The sequence below is a fragment of the Runella zeae DSM 19591 genome, assembly GCF_000423565.1.
Taxonomy (GTDB): domain Bacteria; phylum Bacteroidota; class Bacteroidia; order Cytophagales; family Spirosomataceae; genus Runella; species Runella zeae.
The window spans coordinates 15,469-35,102 of record NZ_KE384048.1; the positions used below are offsets into that span (position 1 = coordinate 15,469).

Below are 19,634 nucleotides of genomic sequence, written 5' to 3' on the forward strand. Positions count from 1 at the left end.
TTATGATGGTTGTCATTTTTTGCTTTGTCCCTAACTTTTAGCATTGTATCTTATCAATATTCTCGCACCATGCGTCCAAAAATTAGTTATATTTCTCCCCAAGAAGCCCTCTCGTGCGTTGAATCTGGTCAACGCGTTTTTGTACAAGGAAGCGCCCAAACGCCCACTTTTTTGTTGAAACATCTGGCCCAAGAAGCCCCGCGTCTACGCGATGTAGAGCTTGTTTCGATTACGGTTTATGGCGATATTTTTGTAGATAAACCCGAGTATGAAGGGCATTTTCATATCAATTCGCTATTTGTATCCCAAAGCATCCGCAAAGCCGTCAACGAAGGTCGCGCCGACTATGTGCCTGTATTTTTGAGCGAAATTCCCCAATTATTTGGTCAAGGCATCTTGCCCATTGATGTCGCCTTGGTACATGTCTCTCCTCCCGACCAGCATGGCTATTGTTCTTTGGGGCTATCGGTCGATATAGCCCGTTCTGCCATCGACAACGCCCGTTTGGTTATTGCACAAGTAAACCCCAATGTACCTCGTACCCATGGAGATGGCATCATCCATGCCAGTAAGTTTCACGCGATGGTGTATTGCGAAGATGCCTTACACGAGGCTAGTTTTGGCGGTGCGGTTTCGGATATTGATCAGAAAATAGGCCAATATGTAGCCGAACTTATCGATGATGGCAGCACCCTCCAAATGGGAATTGGTTCGATTCCTAATGCCGTTTTGCAATGTCTTCATAACCACAAAGACCTTGGCGTGCATACCGAAATGTTTAGCGACGGGTTGGTTGATTTGTTTGACAAAGACATTATCAATAATAAACACAAAGTCATCTATCCCAACAAAACTGTGACGGGTTTTGCTTTAGGAACCAAACGGCTTTATGATTACGTCAACGACAATCCTGCCTTTGCTTTTCTGGATATTGATTTTGTAAATGAACCCCACATCATCAAACAAAACCCCAAAGTCGTAGCCATCAACAGCGCCGTAGAGGTGGATGCTACGGGTCAAATATGCTCTGATTCGATAGGTACTTACCAGTATTCGGGCGTGGGTGGTCAAATGGATTTTATGCGAGGAGCCGCGCTAAGCAAAGGTGGTAAACCAATCATTGCCTTGCCTTCGCGCACCCAAAAAGGTATCTCACGGATTGTTCCTTATCTCAAGCAAGGCGCTGGCGTAGTCACTACCCGAGCACACGCGCACTATATCATTACCGAATATGGCGTAGCTTATCTTTTTGGCAAAAACCTCCGCCAACGTGCCAAAGCACTCATCAGTATTGCACACCCCGACGACCAAGAAGCCTTAGAGCGCGCTTGTTTCGAACGCTTTAAGTCATTTTAAAATACCATAAAACCTTCCTTAATGTTTGTAATATCGCCTAGATAATACCTCCTTGTTTGGCACCCTTCACCCAGCAAATGCTGGGTTTTTGTTTAAAAAAGCAATTTTTTGCGCACCCTCGTAAACTCAATTGCATCTCAAAGGGTTAATAAAAATAATCATACCTTATTAGTAGTAGTTATGTAGGAATACCTTAGTAATTACTCTAGTCATCAATCAATTTCATTTATGCGATACCGAAATATTACCCTTTCATCACAAAAAACAGAAGAAACACTTAAATTATCGATTGTCACCTTTGGAGCTTGGGCAGCAGGTGGCTGGATGTGGGGCGGCACCGAACGCAAAGACGCCGTAGACGCCATTCGCCAATCCTACGATGTAGGTGTCAATTCAATCGACACTGCCCCTATTTATGGACAAGGAACCAGTGAAGAAATCGTGGGAGAAGCTATCAAAGATATTCCACGTGACAAAGTCCAAATTCTCACCAAATTTGGGATGCGTTGGGATTTAGCAAAGGGGGATTTTGCGATGCACAGCAAAAACAATAACGGCCAAGCAATCGATATCTATAAATACGCCAGTAAAGAAAGTATCATCCAAGAGTGCGAAAATAGTTTAAAAAGACTAGGAACTGATTACATAGATTTGTACCAAATTCACTGGCCCGATAGCACCACGCCCATTGGCGAATCAATGGAAGCTGTAGCGCGGCTCATCGAACAAGGGAAAGTAAGGTTTGCAGGCGTCTGTAACTACAACGCCCAACAAATGCAAGAAGCAGAACAGTATATCTGCTTGGTTTCAAATCAAGTCCCTTATAGTATGGTAAAACGCGACATAGAAGCCGAAACTGTACCTTACTGCCTCGAAAATAAAAAGGCTATTTTGGCTTATAGCCCTTTAGAACGTGGCTTACTAACGGGTAAAATGAAACCGGGCCATGTTTTCAGTCCCGATGACCACCGTGCCAACTTGCACTTTTTTAAGGATATAAACCTAGATAGGGTGAATGCTTTCTTGAAAAAAATCACTCCCCTAGCCCATGACAAAAACGTATCGCTGGGTCAGCTTGTACTTCGATGGACAGTAGAGCAGCCGGGCATCACTATCGCGCTAGTAGGTGCTCGCAATGCCAAACAAGCTCTACAAAATGCCGCTGCAATGAACATTAAACTCAATCAAGATGAAATAAACTTTATCACTGGGCATTTAAACCAATTAGAATTGGTTAAATAAGGGAGATGTTGCATCTTTTTATCTTTAATATTAAACTAACAACTCATTTGTTTTTCGTTTTTTATGAAAAAAAACACTTTTTCCTTCAAAAATAGCCTTCCAATTTTGGCAGGAGGCTTACTGCTAACGGGGTCGATGGCGCTGATAAGCCATTCTACAGCGACTCCAACCGAAACCAAATCCGCAAAAAAAATCACCGAAGCAGACCTCAAAGTCGAAACCGTAGTAGAAGGGCTGGAAATGCCGTGGTCCACTGCATTTTTGCCCAACGGCGACTTGCTCGTCACTGAGCGCGTAGGAAAATTGCGATTAGTAAAAAATGGCAAGCTTGACCCGCAAGAAATTACTGGCTTGCCTTCTATTCTTTACAAAGGCCAAGGGGGGCTGCTCGACGTAGCCCTTCATCCTGATTACAAAAACAACGGATGGATTTACATCAGCTACGCCTCGCCCAAAGCCCAAGGTGAAGAAGGTGACGACGGTGGTGCCAACACTGCCTTGCTACGTGCCAAACTGAAAGATCATGCGCTTACAGACGTACAGGTACTTTTCAAGGCTATCCCCAACGTAAAAGCCAATGTACACTTTGGCGGACGTATTGTGTTTGACAAAAAAGGCTACGTTTTTTTGTCGCTTGGTGAGCGCGGTCAAAAAGAAAACTCCCAAAACTTGGGTAAAGACCAGGGAAAAGTAGTTCGCTTACACGAAGACGGCAAAATCCCAACCGACAATCCTTTCGTCAAAACAGCAGGGGCGCGTCCTGAAATCTGGACGTATGGTCATCGTAATCCCCAAGGAATGACAATTCACCCCACTACGGGCGTAATATGGGAGCATGAGCATGGTCCACAAGGAGGCGATGAGCTCAATATCATTCAGCCTGGCAAAAATTATGGTTGGCCGTCGATTACTTTTGGTATCGACTATGACAACAGCATTATCTCCAAAGATACCGCACGCGCGGGCATGGAGCAGCCGGTAGTTTATTGGAAACCTTCTATTGCTCCTTGTGGAATGACTTTTGTAACAAGCAACAAATTCAAAGAGTGGAATGGTGACTTGCTGGTAGGTTCGTTGAAATTTATGTATCTCCAACACCTCGTCGTGAAAGGCAACAAAGTAGTAAGCCGCGAAATCCTTTTTGATAAACTTGGCCGCGTAAGAGATGTACGCCAAGGTCCCGACGGCAATATTTATGTAGTATTAGAAAACTCTGGTAAAATCGTTAAAATTAGCCCTAAGGCATAATCGTTTTTATATCATGCAATGCGGGTCAATCTCATCTATGACCCGCATTGTTATTTTTATAGCCTCCCCAAAACATCACACACTTACATGAAAACCGTTTTGTTTTTATCCATCACGCTAGGAGTTTGCAGTGCTTTTTTACCTATCAAAGACGATGAATTGGCCAAAAGCATTGCACGGGGCAAGGATATTTATGCCGAAAACTGCGTCACTTGCCATATGGGCGCGGGCGAAGGTGTAGCGGGCACTTTTCCACCCCTTGCCAAATCGGATTACCTTCTCAAAACTCCCGAAAAAGCCCTAAGAGCCATCAAGTTTGGACAACAAGGCAAAATCATAGTCAACGGAGTGGCTTATGAAGGCATGATGCCCAATCCTGGCTTAGACAATGAAGAAATTGCGGATGTGATGAATTATATCCAAAATTCATTTGGCAACTCCAACAAAACCCTTGTCACCGCCAAAATGGTAGAAGCTATCAAGCAAAAAGAATAAACCCGAGATAGGTGGGGGTGCGGTGCGACGCAACGCAGGCAGGGTTTAAAACCCTGCCTGCGTTTGTTAACCCTGCCTGCGTTTGTTTCTGCCTGCGGTATCAATTTTCTCTCAAAAACTGTTTCAACTTTTGGATTTCCCATTCTTCAATAGCTGGGAAATTGGCTATTCTGAAGGTCGTATTTTTCCATTCTCCATAGCCATTACCCAGCGTAATTCCTGCTTTTTTGGCGTCGCTTTTGATGCTTTGGATTTGGGAAGGTTCGCCTTTGATCGCGATTACGGTATCTGAACGAGTATTTGGATTTTGGACTAAGGGCGTCCATTTGGTCTCGTTTTCCACAAATGAGTACCACTCTCTCGCTCGTTGCTCAACTACTGCACTTACCTCGGCAATCGAGGGCAGCTGCTGCAATACCCGCATCAAGAGATAAATTCCTAAAGTATTAGGCGTATAATGTGTCTGGTATTTTTCGAAGTTTTCGTGGATAAACAATAGGCTGTTATAACGCAAAATATCGTTTACTTTTTGGGCTTTGGCAAGGGTGTTGGGCGAGCAAACCATTATCCCCAAACCCGGTGGAAGGCCGAGGCATTTTTGCACGGAAGCAAACCATACATCTCCCAATTGCCACTCAAAATCGGCACCACCCAACGATGACGTCGCATCAATGGCCACCAAAGCGGGCGTTAGTTCACGAATTTGACGCAAATCTTCCATTCGGATTTGAGTGCCGTTGGAGGTCTCACTATGGGTGAGGCATAATACTTCATACTCTCCAAGCCGCCGCCGGTTGAAATCCGCTCTCGTACTGTCTTCCTCATACTCAAACAAATGATACGGCAAGGTATGCTCAATGGCAAACAGCGACCCCGAGGTCTGGGGTACAATATGCGTGGCGTAGCTAAACCATTTTTTGCCAAATGCCCCGTTGTAATGATGCGCACTATGATGAGTAGTAAGCGACTGCGCTATGATTTCCCATGCCTCCGTAGCCGACGAAACCAAATAAATCGAGTAATCGGCAGGGATATTGAGCTTGAGATGCAGCAGCCGAAGCGTTTCGCGCAGCACTTCCATAAATCCTTCACTGCGGTGATTCATGCTCAAAATACCCGTTTGAAAAGCATCTTGCAAATAACCCTCCACTTGTGGGTAGATTTTGGATGGTCCGGGATAAAAAGTAATCATGGCCTAACAAATCACAAATAAACGACTATAAAAAATAACGGACGGCTAATTCGTAGCCTTTTAACCCCAACCCTACAATCACTCCTTTGACACGACTACTTAAAAAACTATGGTGACGAAAAGACTCACGAGCGTGTACGTTGGAAATATGCACTTCAACGGCAGGCGTAGTCACCGCCGAAAGCGCATCGGCAATCGCTACCGAGGTATGTGTATACGCGCCAGCATTGAGAACGATACCGTCAAAACTAAAGCCTACTTCGTGGATTTTGTCAATCATCGCTCCTTCATGATTCGACTGAAAATAATGAAGCTCTACCTCAGGAAAAATGCTTTGGAGGATTTGAAAATAATCTTCGAAGGTTTGGCTCCCATAAATGGTAGGTTCACGTTTGCCTAGCAGATTTAGATTAGGGCCATTGAGAATAAGAATTTTTTTCACTAGCGTGGGGGTTTAACATTTAGGCGCAATATTACAACCTTCTTATCTCTTTTCCACTCCCTTTTTTAGAAGAACATTCATAATAAAATGTGCTTTTGGAGATGTAAAACCAAAAGCACATTTTTCAAAAATAAAACTTAACAAATACCCGTTTCCACATCGCAAGCTTTTCCTTGGGCAGGGGCTTGCATAGGGGCTTTGGCAGCAATTTCTGGCAACGCCTCCAAAAACAAATCGGTAGGCTGCGCTCCTGAAATAGCGTATTTATCATTGATGATATAATACGGCACTCCGCTGATTCCCATGAGGCGATTTTGGTACAGAAGCTGATCTATTTCGGCAGTTCCAGCATCAGATTGCAATATCGCCTGCACGTCTGAGGCTAATAAACCTACGCTTTCGGCAAGGCGGATTACTTCTTGGTCGTTCGCAAGATTAATGCTGTCTTCAAAATATGCCTTAAACAACGCTTCTACTAGCTCCAACTGTTTTCCCTGCTGCTGTGCAAACAACACCACTCGATGCAAGCGGTGGGTGTTGGGAGCGATTTGTTGATTTTCCAAATCAAAGTTTAATCCTTCGCCAGCGGCAACACCTGATACTTGACGTAAAAGCTGATAATACCGCTCCTCACTGCCAAATTTTGCTACTAATCTCTCCTTGTTGCTTTCTCCTTCTACGGGAGTTTCGGGGGCAAGTTGAAAAGGCAAATAGTGAATATCAAAAGTATATTTGTCTTTCAGTTGCTCCACAGCTTTTTCTAAGCGACGCTTTCCAATGTAGCACCAAGGACACACCACATCCGACACGACGTCTATTTTAAGATAAGGTTTCATTTCGATGATGAGTAAAAAGTTTTTGTATCACTTTATTACTTTCAAAACCCTTTCTCGCTGGTTATCGTTCATTTTTAGGAAATAGCTCCCTGAGGGCAGTATAGGCAATGGTAATTTGGTTTCGGCCTCGATTGTTTGAAAGGCTTGACGAAGAAAAACCTTCCCTGATACATCTACCAATTGAATCTCTACTTTTTTGTTCTTAAATTCTTGGCCCCAATGCACGGTCAACGTCGAGGAAGCGCCTACGGGGTTAGGATAGATGTAAGCTTGTGGCCTAAGATAAGCATCCCCTCCCGCACTCATGATAGGGTATTGGGTGCGAGCCACATTGGTTGCCGCCTCAAAGGTGGGAATGCCGTAGCCATACTGAGGAGAAGGGGACGAATACCGGTCGCCCGCTCGTCTGATACAATCAATCACCTGAGCCGCTGTAAGAGCTGGCTGTGATTGCCAAAAAGCCGCTACTAGTCCCGCTATCAAAGGAGAAGAATAAGAAGTACCATTGCCAGCAGTGATCGTACCCGCAAAACTTGAATATACCGTAAGTTGTCCTTGGGCACAGACATCGGGCTTTACGCGCCCGTCGGCGGTAGGTCCCCACGAGCTAAAAGCAGTAATCGCTTTTTGGCTCGTAACCGCCCCTATTGCCAACACCGAATCTGCATCTGCGGGGGCAGAAATATACCTCCAAGGAGCATTCCCTTCGTTGCCTGCGGCTACTACCACCAGCATTCCAGTGGCTGCGGCCCAATTGGCCGCTCGGGTGATAAGCGCAGTTTTGCCGTCCATTTGGGAGTAGAGATAATCGTCTGCAGGATTGTCAAAACCCCAACTATATCCCAAGGAAGTATTGATTATATCTACGCCTAAACTATCGGCGTATTCGGCGGCAAAGAGCCAGTTGGCTTCTTCGAGACGGGTCTCAGTAGCGGCATCTTCGGTACGAAGCAACACATAAGAAGCCCCGTAGGCAGGGCCTATTAAACCCCCTTCTTGAAAACCAGCCATGATTGTAAACACGTTGTGTCCGTGAGAATCATCTTCGTATACACTGGCTTCATTTTTTACAAAATCATAAGTATTGACAACCCTTTTCTCATCAAAAATTTTTTTGAGGGCAGGGTTTGTGTTCGAATTGCGAAAACCTCCGTCAAAAATTCCGATTAACATGCCCGCTCCATCGTAATTTTGGTCGTGCATTTTATCAATCCCCAGCATCTGAATTTGATTTTGGGACGCGCCATAACTTAACGCCTCCGTCCCAAACTTCCGTTGGGTAGCTTGGAGCTGACTTTCGGCGGATATACGGGCGTTGGCAAGAGCACGGTTAAATTCCAAACCCTTTACAAAAGACAAGTTCCGAACACTTGCTAATTGAGCAGTGCTAGCCTCTATCAACACAGCATTGAGCCAGCGCGAACTATACCAAACTTTGGCTCCTGTTTGGCGAATTTGAGTAAGATAGCTAGGATTCACAGGCAAGTCTCTGGAGGTCACCTTGATACCTTGCCTTGTACGCCGCTCGATAGCGCGTGTACTCAAAAAATCACTGGGTTTGTCAACCGAAAAAGGTGAGCTATTTTTATCTTTTAACAATACCAAATATTTTGCGTTTTGCGCATGTATCTCCAATACTCCTACCCATGCTAGGGCTACAAACAACCCGAATCTCGTCATTTTCCGCAATTTCTCGCTAGCTTTCATATATGTTGGTATTGATAATGTGTGAGTAATTATTTATTACAATGTTTAAAAACTTTCGCTGATTATTAACCACTTACTCCATTTTCAACTTGCCTAATTATTTAATTAACAATCTATTTATTCTTTTCCGGCACTTTTATATTTAACATACTGACGATTCCCAAAGTCGATTTGGGCTTTTCCGACACAAGCAGCCGACGAAGAGCAAAACTGCAAAGTGATACGTTCTCGATACACAAGCCCCACTCCAACGGCATATACTTCTAAGCGTTTGTCTTGGTTGACCAGCGTAGAGTCATTTTGCTGAATTACCGTAGCAGTTTTTGCAAACGACTGCTGCCCTACTTTAAAATCTTTTCCAACATTCTTTAGCTCATAATTATCCTCCCCCACGCTATTATAAAGATTACCATTCCAAACTAGTTTTTCGATGGGTGGAAATACCATCTTTACGTACTCGTTCCCATTTTCGTTGCGAACCGCCTGGTCAGCTAGTAGCCTCACCGTGATTGTAGAATCGGGCTGCCAACGCTGCCCTTCGACTCCTCTACGATAACGTTCGATTCGGTATGCTTCGCGTCCACTGGGGTCTTGGTATTTTTCGGCAATTAGTTCTTTAATTTGGTATTGGCGGGTGGTTTTAGGTCGTCCCAAATTAAACTCTTCTTCGTAGACATCATATTCTATGTACCTTCCTACTTCTAAAGGAAAAAACGTTTTGCCGTCAATGGCATTATTACAATCATCACATTTGGGAGTGCATCCTTCAAATATTCCTATAAAGAAAACAATCGGTACAATACAACTAAAAAATATTACTTTTCCGGACAACTTTGGATTTATAGTTTTCATTCAACTTACTTTTATCAAAAAACTGTTTATAATCTGTTTCTTATATCAAATTAGAATCCGATTAGAATCAAAAAAACGCGGAACAAATATAAGTCAGAAAAGCTTTTTATGTTGATGTAAATAGTCAATGAACTAGTTGGTACCGTCATTTCTAAGAATATTTAATTTAAAAATAACATTTTGAATGTACACTAGAAACGACAAACCTACTATAATCACAGACCCATATCGCATACTGTATGCTATATTATGGCTTATTCTTGGCTTTAATAAACATATAATTAGGGATAGGGTATGCATCTATAATGTCAATTAAACGTATGTTTAATAAACAATTCAAGCTTAAACCTGTTATCATAAAACGTATAGAGGTAAGGTAACCCTTAAATCACAATTATCAATGAATTCTCAATACATTTTACAGATTGTAGAACAACTTGCCTTAGCTACCGGCCAACCCATGGTAGCGAGCAAAAATAAAGCATCCTTACTCGAAAACTCCACTGATTACAAGACTTCTGATATTCATTTATTTATTGAAGATTTGAGTAAATCAGCCAAACTACATGATCTCACTATCGTAGTCAACAATATCCCCAAAGAACAATTCAAAGACTTCATCAATACCTCTCCTCACCCTATTTTGTACTTTGAGTGTAATTCGCAGGGGCTTACGCCAATGATAGTGGGGCGGAATTTCAAAGAAAAGAAAATCGAGTGGGCGCCTGTTATTACCAGAGATATGGAGGTAAAACAGCCACTTTTATTTGAAAATCAAGCAGATGAGTCTATCAATGGGCAGGTATTGTATGTGACGGCCTTTCCGATGCAACCCCTTGTAAGTGAAGATACCACCCTTCATCAAGCAGAGAAAGAACCTCTTACGCCTGTTCAACGGCTGGTACGCCTGCTACGCAATGAGAGCAAAGACATTGGTTATATCTACTTTTATGCCGTTGTGGTAGGGCTTATCAGCTTAGTATTACCACTTGGGGTACAAGCCATCTTTAGCTTAGTTTCGAGTGGTTCGGTGTTTAGTTCGGTCTATGTATTGATGGGCTTAGTAGTAGTGGGATTGGTGGGAAGCGGAGTGATGCAGATTATCCAAATTTCGCTCGTTGAAACAGTGCAGCAACGGATTTTTGCGAAAGCGGCTTTTGAGTTTACCTACCGAGTGCCTCGCCTCAAATACGAAGGACTCCACCACGACAATCCCACCGAGCTCATGAACCGTTTTTTTGATGTATTAACGGTTCAAAAATCACTCCCTAAATTTTTGATTGAGCTTAGTGCGGCACTTTTACAAATCATCTTTGGATTGTTGTTGCTGTCTTTTTATCACCCTTTCTTTATCGCATTTACGTTTGTCATTTTTGCATTTTTCTTGGCTATCGTGCGTATCAATGGCAAAAAAGGCTTAGAGACTAGCATCAAAGAATCTAAATACAAATACCGAGTAGTAGCTTGGCTCGAAGGCATGGCAAGTGCTTTGTTTTCTTTCAAAACAGCTGGCACTACCAATCTTCCTATCCAACGTATGGATGGACTGGTGAGCAATTATCTCACTTATCGTACCAAACACTTTCGTATCTTAGAGGGCTTCTACTACTATGCTCTGTTTTTCAAGGCATTGGTGATTGGTGGATTGCTCATCTTAGGAACCTATTTGTTGGTCAATCGTCAAATCTCTCTGGGTCAGTTCGTGGCTTCCGAAATCGTGATTGTGTTGTTGACCGGTGCTGTCGAAAAGCTTTTTTTGAGCATTGATGTAGTATTTGACCTGCTTACCTCCGTCGACAAATTGGGATATGTAAGTGATTTACCACTTGAGAAAGAGAGTGGTTATAAATTTACTCCTGACTCAAATAGCAAAGGTTTATCCTTAAAAACACGAGATTTGACTTATTACTATACCGAAAGTACCAAAGCAGCTTTTAAAAACATCAACATAGACCTTAAGGAAGGTGAGCGAGTCTGCTTAACAGGACAGAATGGCTCTGGCAAACATACCCTCCTCAAGGTTTTATCGGGTGGCCTGACCACCTACGACGGTAGCATTATTTACAATGGTATCTCATTGCGCGATTTAGACATGCCTTCACTGCGGTCTTATATCAGTATGAATTTTCCCAACCAAGAAATTTTTGACGGTACCATACTCGAAAACCTAACCATGGGACGCAGCGGCATCACCCTCAAAGATGTACAAGCTGCGCTCGAAAACGTAAACTTAACCGACGAAATTGCCAATCTACCAGAAGGGCTCAGCACTCCTATTATTTCGGGAGGGAAGAGATTCTCGCTTAGTTTTGTTACCAAAATTGCCTTAGCTCGATGCCTACTTATCAAACCTAAACTTATGTTTTATACTGATGCTTTGCGCGACATCGAACGCACCGAGCGGCTTCGTATCATTGACCTTCTGACAGCCCCCGAAAACCCTTGGACGTTGGTGGTATTGTCAAACGACCCCGCTTTTATGGGTGCGTGCGATCGGGTAATTGTCATGGAAGAAGGTACAATCATTGCGGACGGTCCCTACAAAACAGTATTAAAAGAGGTTGCTAAACTCGAAAACTAACCATGTATGGCTCTATGTTTTGGTCAATAAAAAGACAAGAAATATTTCTCAAAATCATAGAACATCACTTTTTTATTTTACGAGTTTAGGCACAATAAGGCCCTCAACAATTTTCAAATTCGCACATTTTCAAATTTGCACATTTACTTATGCTTAACTTATCAAACCAAAGAGTCAATGTGAAAGCCATAGAAGAAGAAGTGAACTCTTTACACACCCTCCATTCCCACAAAACCGCCCGCGTGGTATATCGCTGGATACTTGGCATCGTAGGCGCGCTACTGCTAGTGATGTTTTTGCCTTGGCAGCAAAATATCCAAGGAAAAGGCTACGTCACGGCCCTTACCCCACAAGACCGCCCCCAAAATGTCCAAAATGCCGTAGCTGGTCAAATCCGCCATTGGAATGTGAGAGAAGGGGATTTTGTAAAGGAAGGAGACACGCTTCTTATTATATCTGAAATCAAGGACGAATACTTTGACCCCCAAGTCTTGCTACGTACCCAAGAGCAAATCCAAGCCAAAATGGACGGGATAGAAGCTTATAAAAACAAAATAGAAGCCTCTGATAATCAGATTGCAGCCCTCCGACAAGCCCTTCAATTTAGTTTAGAGAAAACCCGGAATAAGCTTATTCAAGCCCAACAAAAAGTAAGGATTGATAGCGCGGATTTTGTGGCCCTCAACCGCAACCTCGAAATCACCAAAGAGCGACTCGACCGGGGGGAAGTAATGTACAAAGACGGTACTATCTCGCTGGTAGATTTGGAATCTCGTCGGGTCAAATTTCAAGAAGATCAAGCCAAAGTGATTTCACAAAATCAAAAGCTGGGGATATCGCGTAATGAACTTATCAATGCGCGTATCGAACTCAGCTCGGTACAGGCTGATTATCAAAAAGAAATCGCCAAGGCACTGTCTGACCGTAGCTCGGCGCTGTCGAGTTTGGCAGAGGGCGAATCTGAGCTATCAAAGCTCCAAAACAAATACGAGAATATCCGCATCCGACGCGATCAATATGTAGTGAGAGCGCCCCAAAGTGGATATATCGTCAAATCCCTCAAAGCAGGGATTGGCGAAACCATCAAAGAAGGAGAGTCGATCGTAACGCTCCAACCCCAAACACCCGATTTGGCGGTCGAGTTGTATGTAAAAGCCATGGATTTATCACTCATTGCACCGGGTCGCCATGTCCGACTAGAGTTTGACGGTTGGCCTGCTTTGCAATTTTCAGGTTGGCCTGGCACTTCCGTAGGTACTTTTGGCGGGACTGTTGCCATTATTGACCGCGTCAATAGCAAAAATGGCGAATATCGTTTAATTATCAAACCAGACCACAAAGGCAACGAAAATGAAAAATGGCCCGAACAATTACGAATTGGGTCGGGGGTTAATGGGTTTGTGATGCTCAAAGATGTACCTATTTGGTGGGAAATATGGCGTCAGTTGAATGGCTTCCCGCCAGATTATCTCAACGGCATCCTTCCCCAAGAAGAAGAAACTAAAGATAGTAAAAAATAACAATCAATAGACTGTTGGGAATTGCCATCCATCAAACTAACAGTACCCAAAGTATGGATTGCTCACTAAAGACAGGGAAATACCCTTTTTGGCCATAGCCCTGTCTTTTATTTCATTCTAAAAAGTCATGAAATATATCGTTTTTATATGCCTTTTTTTTGTTCAACAAGGGTTTAGCCAATCTGATACGGCTAAGGTTTTTTCTTACCAAGACTTTTATGACTTGGTAACCCGTCACCATCCTATATTCAAACAAGCCAATACCCTTTCAGACCAAGCAAAAGCCGAATTGTTGATGGCCAAAGGTGGCTTCGATCCCAAACTAGATGTAAATTTTGACCGTAAATTTTTTGACAACAAAGCCTATTTTAACTTTTGGGACAATCAGCTCAAAGTGCCTGTTTACTGGGCAAATATGGATGTGAAGGCAGGATTTGAACGAAACGTAGGCGATGTACTAGGAACCGACATTCGCACTCCGATTGATGGCCTTAGCTACGTAGGTCTTACGATGTCGGTACTGCAGCGATTTTCGATTGACGAAAGGCGTGCTACGCTACAAAACGCCCGTATTTTCCAAAATATTGCCGAAGCAGAGCGTATCAAAATGGTCAACAAACTGGTTTTATCGGCTGCCAAAGATTATTGGAATTGGTATTTTGCATACCAAAACTACTTATTGCTAAAAGATTTTTACAACTTAGCTGAGCAGCGTTTTGACTTGGTTCTCAAGAGAGTAGCTCAAGGGGACTTACCAGCAGTAGATACCTCAGATGCACAAGTTACGCTTTTGGACCGCCGTGTGATGCTTGAGCAAGCTACGGTCGATTTCCAGAATGCCCGCTTGATTTTGTCTAATTATCTTTGGGATGCCGATGGCACTCCTCGGGAATTGCCTACCAATGCCATCCCTCAAGTCGCTCCCGCCCAACTCATCACGCCGGAGGTATTGTCAAGTTTACTTGAGCAAGCCCGACAAAAACATCCCGATATTCAAAAGTTGGATTTAAAAGGGCAGCAATTACGAGTCGATGAACGTTTGGGACGCGAAATGCTCAAGCCAAAACTTGACATTGGACTATCGTCTCTCAACTATATGCATCGCTACATGACAGGACTCGAAATTCCTAAAACCGGCCCTTTTCCGCCATTTTACAAACTCAATGTAGACTTTTCAATGCCGCTTCTTTTTCGAAAAGAAAGGGGGAAATTGCAGACTATCCAAGTGAAGCAACTTCAAAACAATCTAGAATTACAACAAGTAAGGCGTGAAATCAACAACGAAATTCAGACCTCTTACAATGAAGTCAAAAACCTTGAACTTCAGATAAGAGAGCAGCAGTTGGCTATCGTGCGTCAAACCCAAGTTTTACGCGCCGAAGAGCAGCGCTTTAGCATTGGCGAAAGTCAGTTGTTTTTGGTAAACCAAAGAGAAACCAAACTCAACGAACTGAAAGTCAAACTAGAATCCATGAAATCCAAATATGAAAAAGCCAAAGCTACGCTGCTTTTTGCGGCTGGTAGCAGCGAGTGGTAGCCTCAAAATGGATATCCAATTCCGATGTTGAGAACAGGATAATTGGGACTAGAACGACGAAACGAAAACTTTGGCAATAGGTATCGTTCGTCGATAACGGTTGTTTCACCATTTTGTTCTTTAATTGTAAACCGACGGCTCGGGTCGTATACTTTTATTCCTAAATCGAGGCGAAATATAAAATACGACATGTCGTAGCGAAGACCCAATCCGGTACCTACCGCAAATTCTTTATAAAACCGATTGAAGTTAAAGACGCCATTCAAAATGTTTTGGCTAGGAGTAGTGGTATTGTCGAGGCGTAGCCTCCACACATTTCCTACGTCCAAAAAAACCGCATAATTGATATCTCCTACAAAGCGAAATAAGTGCCCTCTCAACTCCAAATTGGCTTCCATCAAAACATCTCCTAACTGCTCAAAACGGTATTCGTACGCACCATATTGGGTCACTCCAGGGCGAAGCGTAGGTAGATCATCGTCCCTAAAAATAGGGCTACCTGTCTGCAAATCGACATTTGGGTAAGCCGTCCCTAGTCCCAAACGCCTTGGCAACCAAGCCCTTAAACTATTGCTCCCGCCGCCTGTCAGGGATTTTTCGTAAGGAGCTACCCGTCTGGTATTATAATTATAGATCAATCCAGTATTGACTCTTGCTACCAACGTACTCTTAGGGCCTAACGGGCGATAGCTACGATATTCGGCATGGCCTTTCAAAAACTTATACAATTCAAATCCTTGCAATCCGAGCGGAAGTCGCTGCTGCTTTAGTAAATTCAGGGAAGTACCGCCAGATTCGGCAAACAACCGTAAATATTGCGCTTTACGATTCTGCCCAATCAGATTATTGTTGAAGACATACGACAAACTTATACTTGAAATAACCGCTGGCTCGAAACTAAATTTCAGGGGGTTTCCGGCTTGCAAATAAAGCGAATCGAGCTGTTGGGCAAAACTCTTACTTTGACGACTTTGGAGAATGCTAAAATCAACCGCCGTAAAACTAAAATATTCAAACTCGCTACGTTTCCAATTGTAACGCAGGCTTGCCTGAAAACCGCTCCGAATAAAATCAGGATCCGAACCCAAAAAGTCACGGTTGGTGTAATTATAACCCAAACTGACAATGGTACGGGGAGTGCGGCGGTTGAGGGCAGTAGCCAATTTGCCCGGAAACAAAATACGAGGGAAAATCAAAGCCGTGTTTATACCCGTTTCAAAAGTGCGAACCAATTGAGCATTGTTGTTGCTCAAACCAAAATTGGCATCCAAAGCTCCTCGCAAGGTCACCTCAAAGTTTTCGAGGCTACCAAAAATATTTCGTACCCTAAACGTGCCATTCAAAAAAGGCCCAGGCAGATTTTGAACCACATTGACTCCCCCTTCCCCCGTGACTTGGTATTTGTCAAAAGGAAACATCCGAATCAAAGTGCGAATTTTCCCCGCCAAGGTGTCTGTTTCGATATTTACAAACCTAAATTGATCCAGTAAACTAAGCTGACGGGAGGTTTCATCCCAATCTTGCTTTCGGTACAAGGCCGCCGGTCGAATGAAGACCTTACTATCAATAACCCTTGGTGAATAAAACCGATTCTTGGGAAAAGAGTATGAAATACCACGGTACGACAGCGTATCGCGGTCATTGGAAGAGACATCGCCCGGAAACCCTTCTATTCTTACCCCTATTGTTTGGAAATGATAACGCGTATGATTGTCTTGATTTCGGGGATAATTTACTTGTAATCCTTTGATATCTACCAAATGGGCTCTGCCTCTGTAAGAGGAGTCTACTACGCTTGTATCTACTATAAAACCACCTTTTCTTTTTCCTAGGTTGTTTTGTAAAGGTCTTAGATAGTTGCGATCAAAACCAAAATAGCCGTTGTTGCGCATCAATATCTCAATACGCTCTACTTCACTGACTACATCAGTATATCTAAAATTGCGGCCTGATTTGAGAAACGAGCTGGTCCGCGTATTTTTCAAGAGGCTATCAATATCAGTATCAGTGTGGGTCAAAATATCTACCTTTCGGAGTACGTGAGGCAAGCCTTCCTGTACCTGATAAGTAGTTTTGATGCGTCCCAAAATAGTATCAGTCGCGTAGCTTACCGAGGCATCACGATAACCCTCATTGACCAAATATCCCTTGATTTTGGTGGCATTGAGTTGGGCGTTTTTTTCAGAAAAATAAACAGGAGGCTCGCCAAACGTTCGCATCCACCAGTTGCCGCCTTCTATTCGAGCGGTATATTTGTTAGAAATACGCGTATATCTTCGACGTAGCTTCGAAAGTTTGTTCGGCTCATTGGCGTACAACTCAAACTGCGTTTCATAATACCTCGTAAGCGAATCTAGCTGTTTGCGCTGGGCCTCACGATCGTATCCTTTGTCCAATCCTTGATAAATCCACAGAGACAACGTAGCACCCGGAATTCCTAAAAATTTTTTATTGGAGCGTTCGGGCAAGAGCGGGTCTAGATCGCTTGTCTTTACCGCCACATTCCCCCTAAAAATCTGATTTCCAAGCAAATACTCCCCTTTTTTTAAGTTAGGTTTAGGGGTACACCCCACCAAAAAAAACAAGAAAATGACCCCTATCCATGCTCTCTTACGAGAAGCTATTGAAGTAAATAGGCACGCTTTCTCATCTTGATAAGTATCTTTGTAAATTGAAGGTAACGCCCCATGCCACCCTAAGTAGCTTATTTTTTTTTTGATACCTTCAATGATGCTATTGCTCATTCACTATTACTTTTGAAAATTATTGCTTTGTCCAAATGCTATCTAAAAATCAATCCAAATATTTAAACTCGCTTCAACAAAAAAAATATCGCCAAGAATATGGTCATTTTTTGGTAGAAGGAGGCAAAAGTGTGTTAGAAGTCTTAGATGCTGATTTTCAAATAGAAACAATATTTGTTACTGACAAATTTTACAAAGAAAACACCCAAAAACTAGAGAAACAACCTTTTAGGCTGGAAATCGCAACCGCCGACGAGCTCGCCAAGGCGGGCAGCCTCCAATCCAACGACGCCGCCATTGCCCTTGTAAAAACGAAACCTAATGATTTTTTGTATGCCGATACCAGCGAATATGTGCTCATCCTCGACGATATCCGTGACCCCGGCAATCTTGGCACCATCATCCGCATTGCCGATTGGTACGGTATTACCAAAATCGTATGCTCACTCACTACCACCGATTGGTACAATCCCAAGGTAATCGCCGCTAGCAAAGGCTCCTTTACGCGCGTGAGAGGCTATTATACTGAACTAGAAGATTACCTTGAAAAAATAAAAAGTACCGAATGTAAGATTTACGGTACTTTTTTGGAAGGTGAAAATATTTATAAAACCACTTTTGGGCAAACAGGCTACATTGTGATGGGCAACGAATCGAATGGCATTAGCGAACCAGTAGAAAAGTACATTACCCACAAAATCACCATTCCTCGCTTCGGAAGTGCCGAGTCGCTCAATGTAGGCATCGCCACGGCGATTGTCTTAGACAATTGGCGCAGAGGATAAATGAGTCACAATATTATTTTTTATTCAGGGATTAAAACATACCTATTTATGGTCTCCCCTGTTTTCGGATTAGGGGCTGTATTCAGCAAAATCAATCTTCCAGCTTTCATTTCTTCCACTTTAAAAACAAAGTTACCGGCATAAGGCGCAGGATTTAATTGATTGAATGTAAGCAGTGAATTTGAAGCCGAATAATTCCATTTTCCTTCGAATGTTTCTCCGGTGTATTCTGTGATTCGAACTGATTTAGCATTGGGCAAAAACGCCAAACGAAATTTTGAATATCCAGGTATAATATTATTGGTAGCCCCCAATGTGTACACAATCGTGCCTCCTTCTTTAACTTGCTCAGCTTTAAAAACACCTGTAAAAACTTCTTCGTCTGCTCGTACATTGCTTTTTCTACATCCCCCCAAAACAACAATAACCAAAAGGTTTAAAATTGCAATCCGTTTCATAAAGCTTATTGTTTATAAATTTTAATAGATGTTGCGGTAAATTCGTCCTTTATTCTCATCAAGTATATTCCTGAAGGCAAATCTGAAACATCAAAAGAGAATTTATTTGGAGAAATCCATTCTTTTACTTGATTCCCAGCTATCCCAATTATCTCTACTGATACAATGAGGCCTCCTAGTCCTTCTATGGTTATATAATTCACGCAAGGATTAGGATATGCTCTCACCGCACTTTTCATTGGTACGGATATACTACTTATCAAAGGAGCCACTGTTTCAAGAACATTAGAATAGCTCGAAAATAAAGTATTTCTAACAGCCCGCACTTTATAATAATACTTCTGACCCGACCGAACAGGTTTATCTAAATATTCTGTTGTATTAGGGACAATATCACTTTTAACAATATTCCAATTGACGCCGTCTTGTGATCTGACCAGTTCATATCCTGTTTCATCAACGGCATTATCATTCCACTCCAAACCAATTTGGTTAACTGTGATTGTTGATTTTAATCTCAAATTAGTTGGAGCAGCGAAAACGGTCACGGGAGGTGATTGCGTGGTGGCATCGGCGATATTGGACCAATCCGAAACACCCGCGCTGTTTTTGGCCCTGACTCGGTAATAGTATTTCGTC

At 42.9% G+C, this 19,634-nt stretch carries 16 protein-coding genes; 8 read left to right on the forward strand and 8 right to left on the reverse strand.

Annotation, left to right across the window (positions count from 1 at the left end; genetic code table 11):
* Positions 1–69: 69 nt before the first annotated feature.
* The 4 genes from G563_RS0132520 to G563_RS0132535 all read left to right on the forward strand — a co-directional run bounded on the left by G563_RS0132520 (position 70) and on the right by G563_RS0132535 (position 4,341).
* Positions 70–1,356, forward strand: a complete 1,287-nt coding sequence (locus G563_RS0132520) for an acetyl-CoA hydrolase/transferase family protein (RefSeq protein ID WP_028669015.1) — start codon at positions 70–72, stop codon at positions 1,354–1,356.
* 228 nt (positions 1,357–1,584) lie between these two features.
* Positions 1,585–2,598: an aldo/keto reductase gene (locus G563_RS0132525; protein ID WP_028669016.1), complete on the forward strand. Its 1,014-nt coding sequence runs from the start codon at positions 1,585–1,587 to the stop codon at positions 2,596–2,598.
* A gap of 63 nt (positions 2,599–2,661) precedes the next feature.
* On the forward strand, positions 2,662–3,846 hold the full coding sequence (locus tag G563_RS0132530) for a PQQ-dependent sugar dehydrogenase (protein ID WP_028669017.1): 1,185 nt from the start codon (positions 2,662–2,664) through the stop codon (positions 3,844–3,846).
* Positions 3,847–3,933: 87 nt separating this feature from the next.
* Positions 3,934–4,341: a c-type cytochrome gene (locus tag G563_RS0132535; RefSeq protein ID WP_028669018.1), complete on the forward strand. Its 408-nt coding sequence runs from the start codon at positions 3,934–3,936 to the stop codon at positions 4,339–4,341.
* 100 nt (positions 4,342–4,441) lie between these two features.
* Here G563_RS0132535 and G563_RS0132540 read toward each other — a convergent pair whose 3' ends face one another.
* The 5 genes from G563_RS0132540 to G563_RS0132560 form a co-directional block, all read right to left on the reverse strand.
* A complete protein-coding gene (locus G563_RS0132540) occupies positions 4,442–5,533 on the reverse strand; it encodes an aminotransferase class V-fold PLP-dependent enzyme (protein WP_028669019.1) in 1,092 nt (363 codons plus the stop codon).
* Positions 5,534–5,558: 25 nt separating this feature from the next.
* On the reverse strand, positions 5,559–5,975 hold the full coding sequence (gene aroQ / locus G563_RS0132545) for a type II 3-dehydroquinate dehydratase (RefSeq protein ID WP_028669020.1): 417 nt from the start codon (positions 5,973–5,975) through the stop codon (positions 5,559–5,561).
* A gap of 137 nt (positions 5,976–6,112) precedes the next feature.
* A complete protein-coding gene (locus G563_RS0132550) occupies positions 6,113–6,811 on the reverse strand; it encodes a DsbA family oxidoreductase (protein WP_028669021.1) in 699 nt (232 codons plus the stop codon).
* A gap of 27 nt (positions 6,812–6,838) precedes the next feature.
* Complete coding sequence (locus G563_RS0132555) at positions 6,839–8,518, reverse strand: S8 family serine peptidase (RefSeq protein ID WP_051211348.1); 1,680 nt, start codon at positions 8,516–8,518, stop codon at positions 6,839–6,841.
* 117 nt (positions 8,519–8,635) lie between these two features.
* Positions 8,636–9,370, reverse strand: coding sequence for a hypothetical protein (locus tag G563_RS0132560; RefSeq protein WP_051211349.1), 735 nt, complete (start codon positions 9,368–9,370; stop codon positions 8,636–8,638).
* Between the two features lie 400 nt (positions 9,371–9,770).
* On the opposite strand from G563_RS0132560, the gene G563_RS0132565 reads away from it, so the two are divergent.
* The 3 genes from G563_RS0132565 to G563_RS0132575 all read left to right on the forward strand — a co-directional run bounded on the left by G563_RS0132565 (position 9,771) and on the right by G563_RS0132575 (position 15,008).
* Entirely contained in the window at positions 9,771–11,951 is a 2,181-nt protein-coding gene (locus tag G563_RS0132565) for a peptidase domain-containing ABC transporter (RefSeq protein ID WP_028669024.1), read from the forward strand.
* A gap of 149 nt (positions 11,952–12,100) precedes the next feature.
* On the forward strand, positions 12,101–13,471 hold the full coding sequence (locus G563_RS0132570; RefSeq protein WP_028669025.1) for an HlyD family secretion protein: 1,371 nt from the start codon (positions 12,101–12,103) through the stop codon (positions 13,469–13,471).
* Between the two features lie 127 nt (positions 13,472–13,598).
* A complete protein-coding gene (locus tag G563_RS0132575; protein WP_051211350.1) occupies positions 13,599–15,008 on the forward strand; it encodes a TolC family protein in 1,410 nt (469 codons plus the stop codon).
* A gap of 2 nt (positions 15,009–15,010) precedes the next feature.
* On the opposite strand, the gene tamL is transcribed toward G563_RS0132575, so the two are convergent.
* Entirely contained in the window at positions 15,011–17,752 is a 2,742-nt protein-coding gene (gene tamL / locus G563_RS0132580; protein WP_051211351.1) for a translocation and assembly module lipoprotein TamL, read from the reverse strand.
* Between the two features lie 35 nt (positions 17,753–17,787).
* Between tamL and G563_RS0132585 the strand changes: the two genes are divergently transcribed.
* Complete coding sequence (locus G563_RS0132585) at positions 17,788–18,537, forward strand: RNA methyltransferase (RefSeq protein ID WP_028669028.1); 750 nt, start codon at positions 17,788–17,790, stop codon at positions 18,535–18,537.
* Between the two features lie 20 nt (positions 18,538–18,557).
* On the opposite strand, the gene G563_RS37435 is transcribed toward G563_RS0132585, so the two are convergent.
* Both G563_RS37435 and G563_RS38575 read right to left on the reverse strand, forming a co-directional pair.
* Positions 18,558–18,995: a hypothetical protein gene (locus tag G563_RS37435; RefSeq protein ID WP_051211352.1), complete on the reverse strand. Its 438-nt coding sequence runs from the start codon at positions 18,993–18,995 to the stop codon at positions 18,558–18,560.
* A gap of 5 nt (positions 18,996–19,000) precedes the next feature.
* A partial coding sequence (locus tag G563_RS38575) for a T9SS type A sorting domain-containing protein (RefSeq protein WP_037328817.1) occupies positions 19,001–19,634 on the reverse strand: 634 nt, incomplete at its 5' end.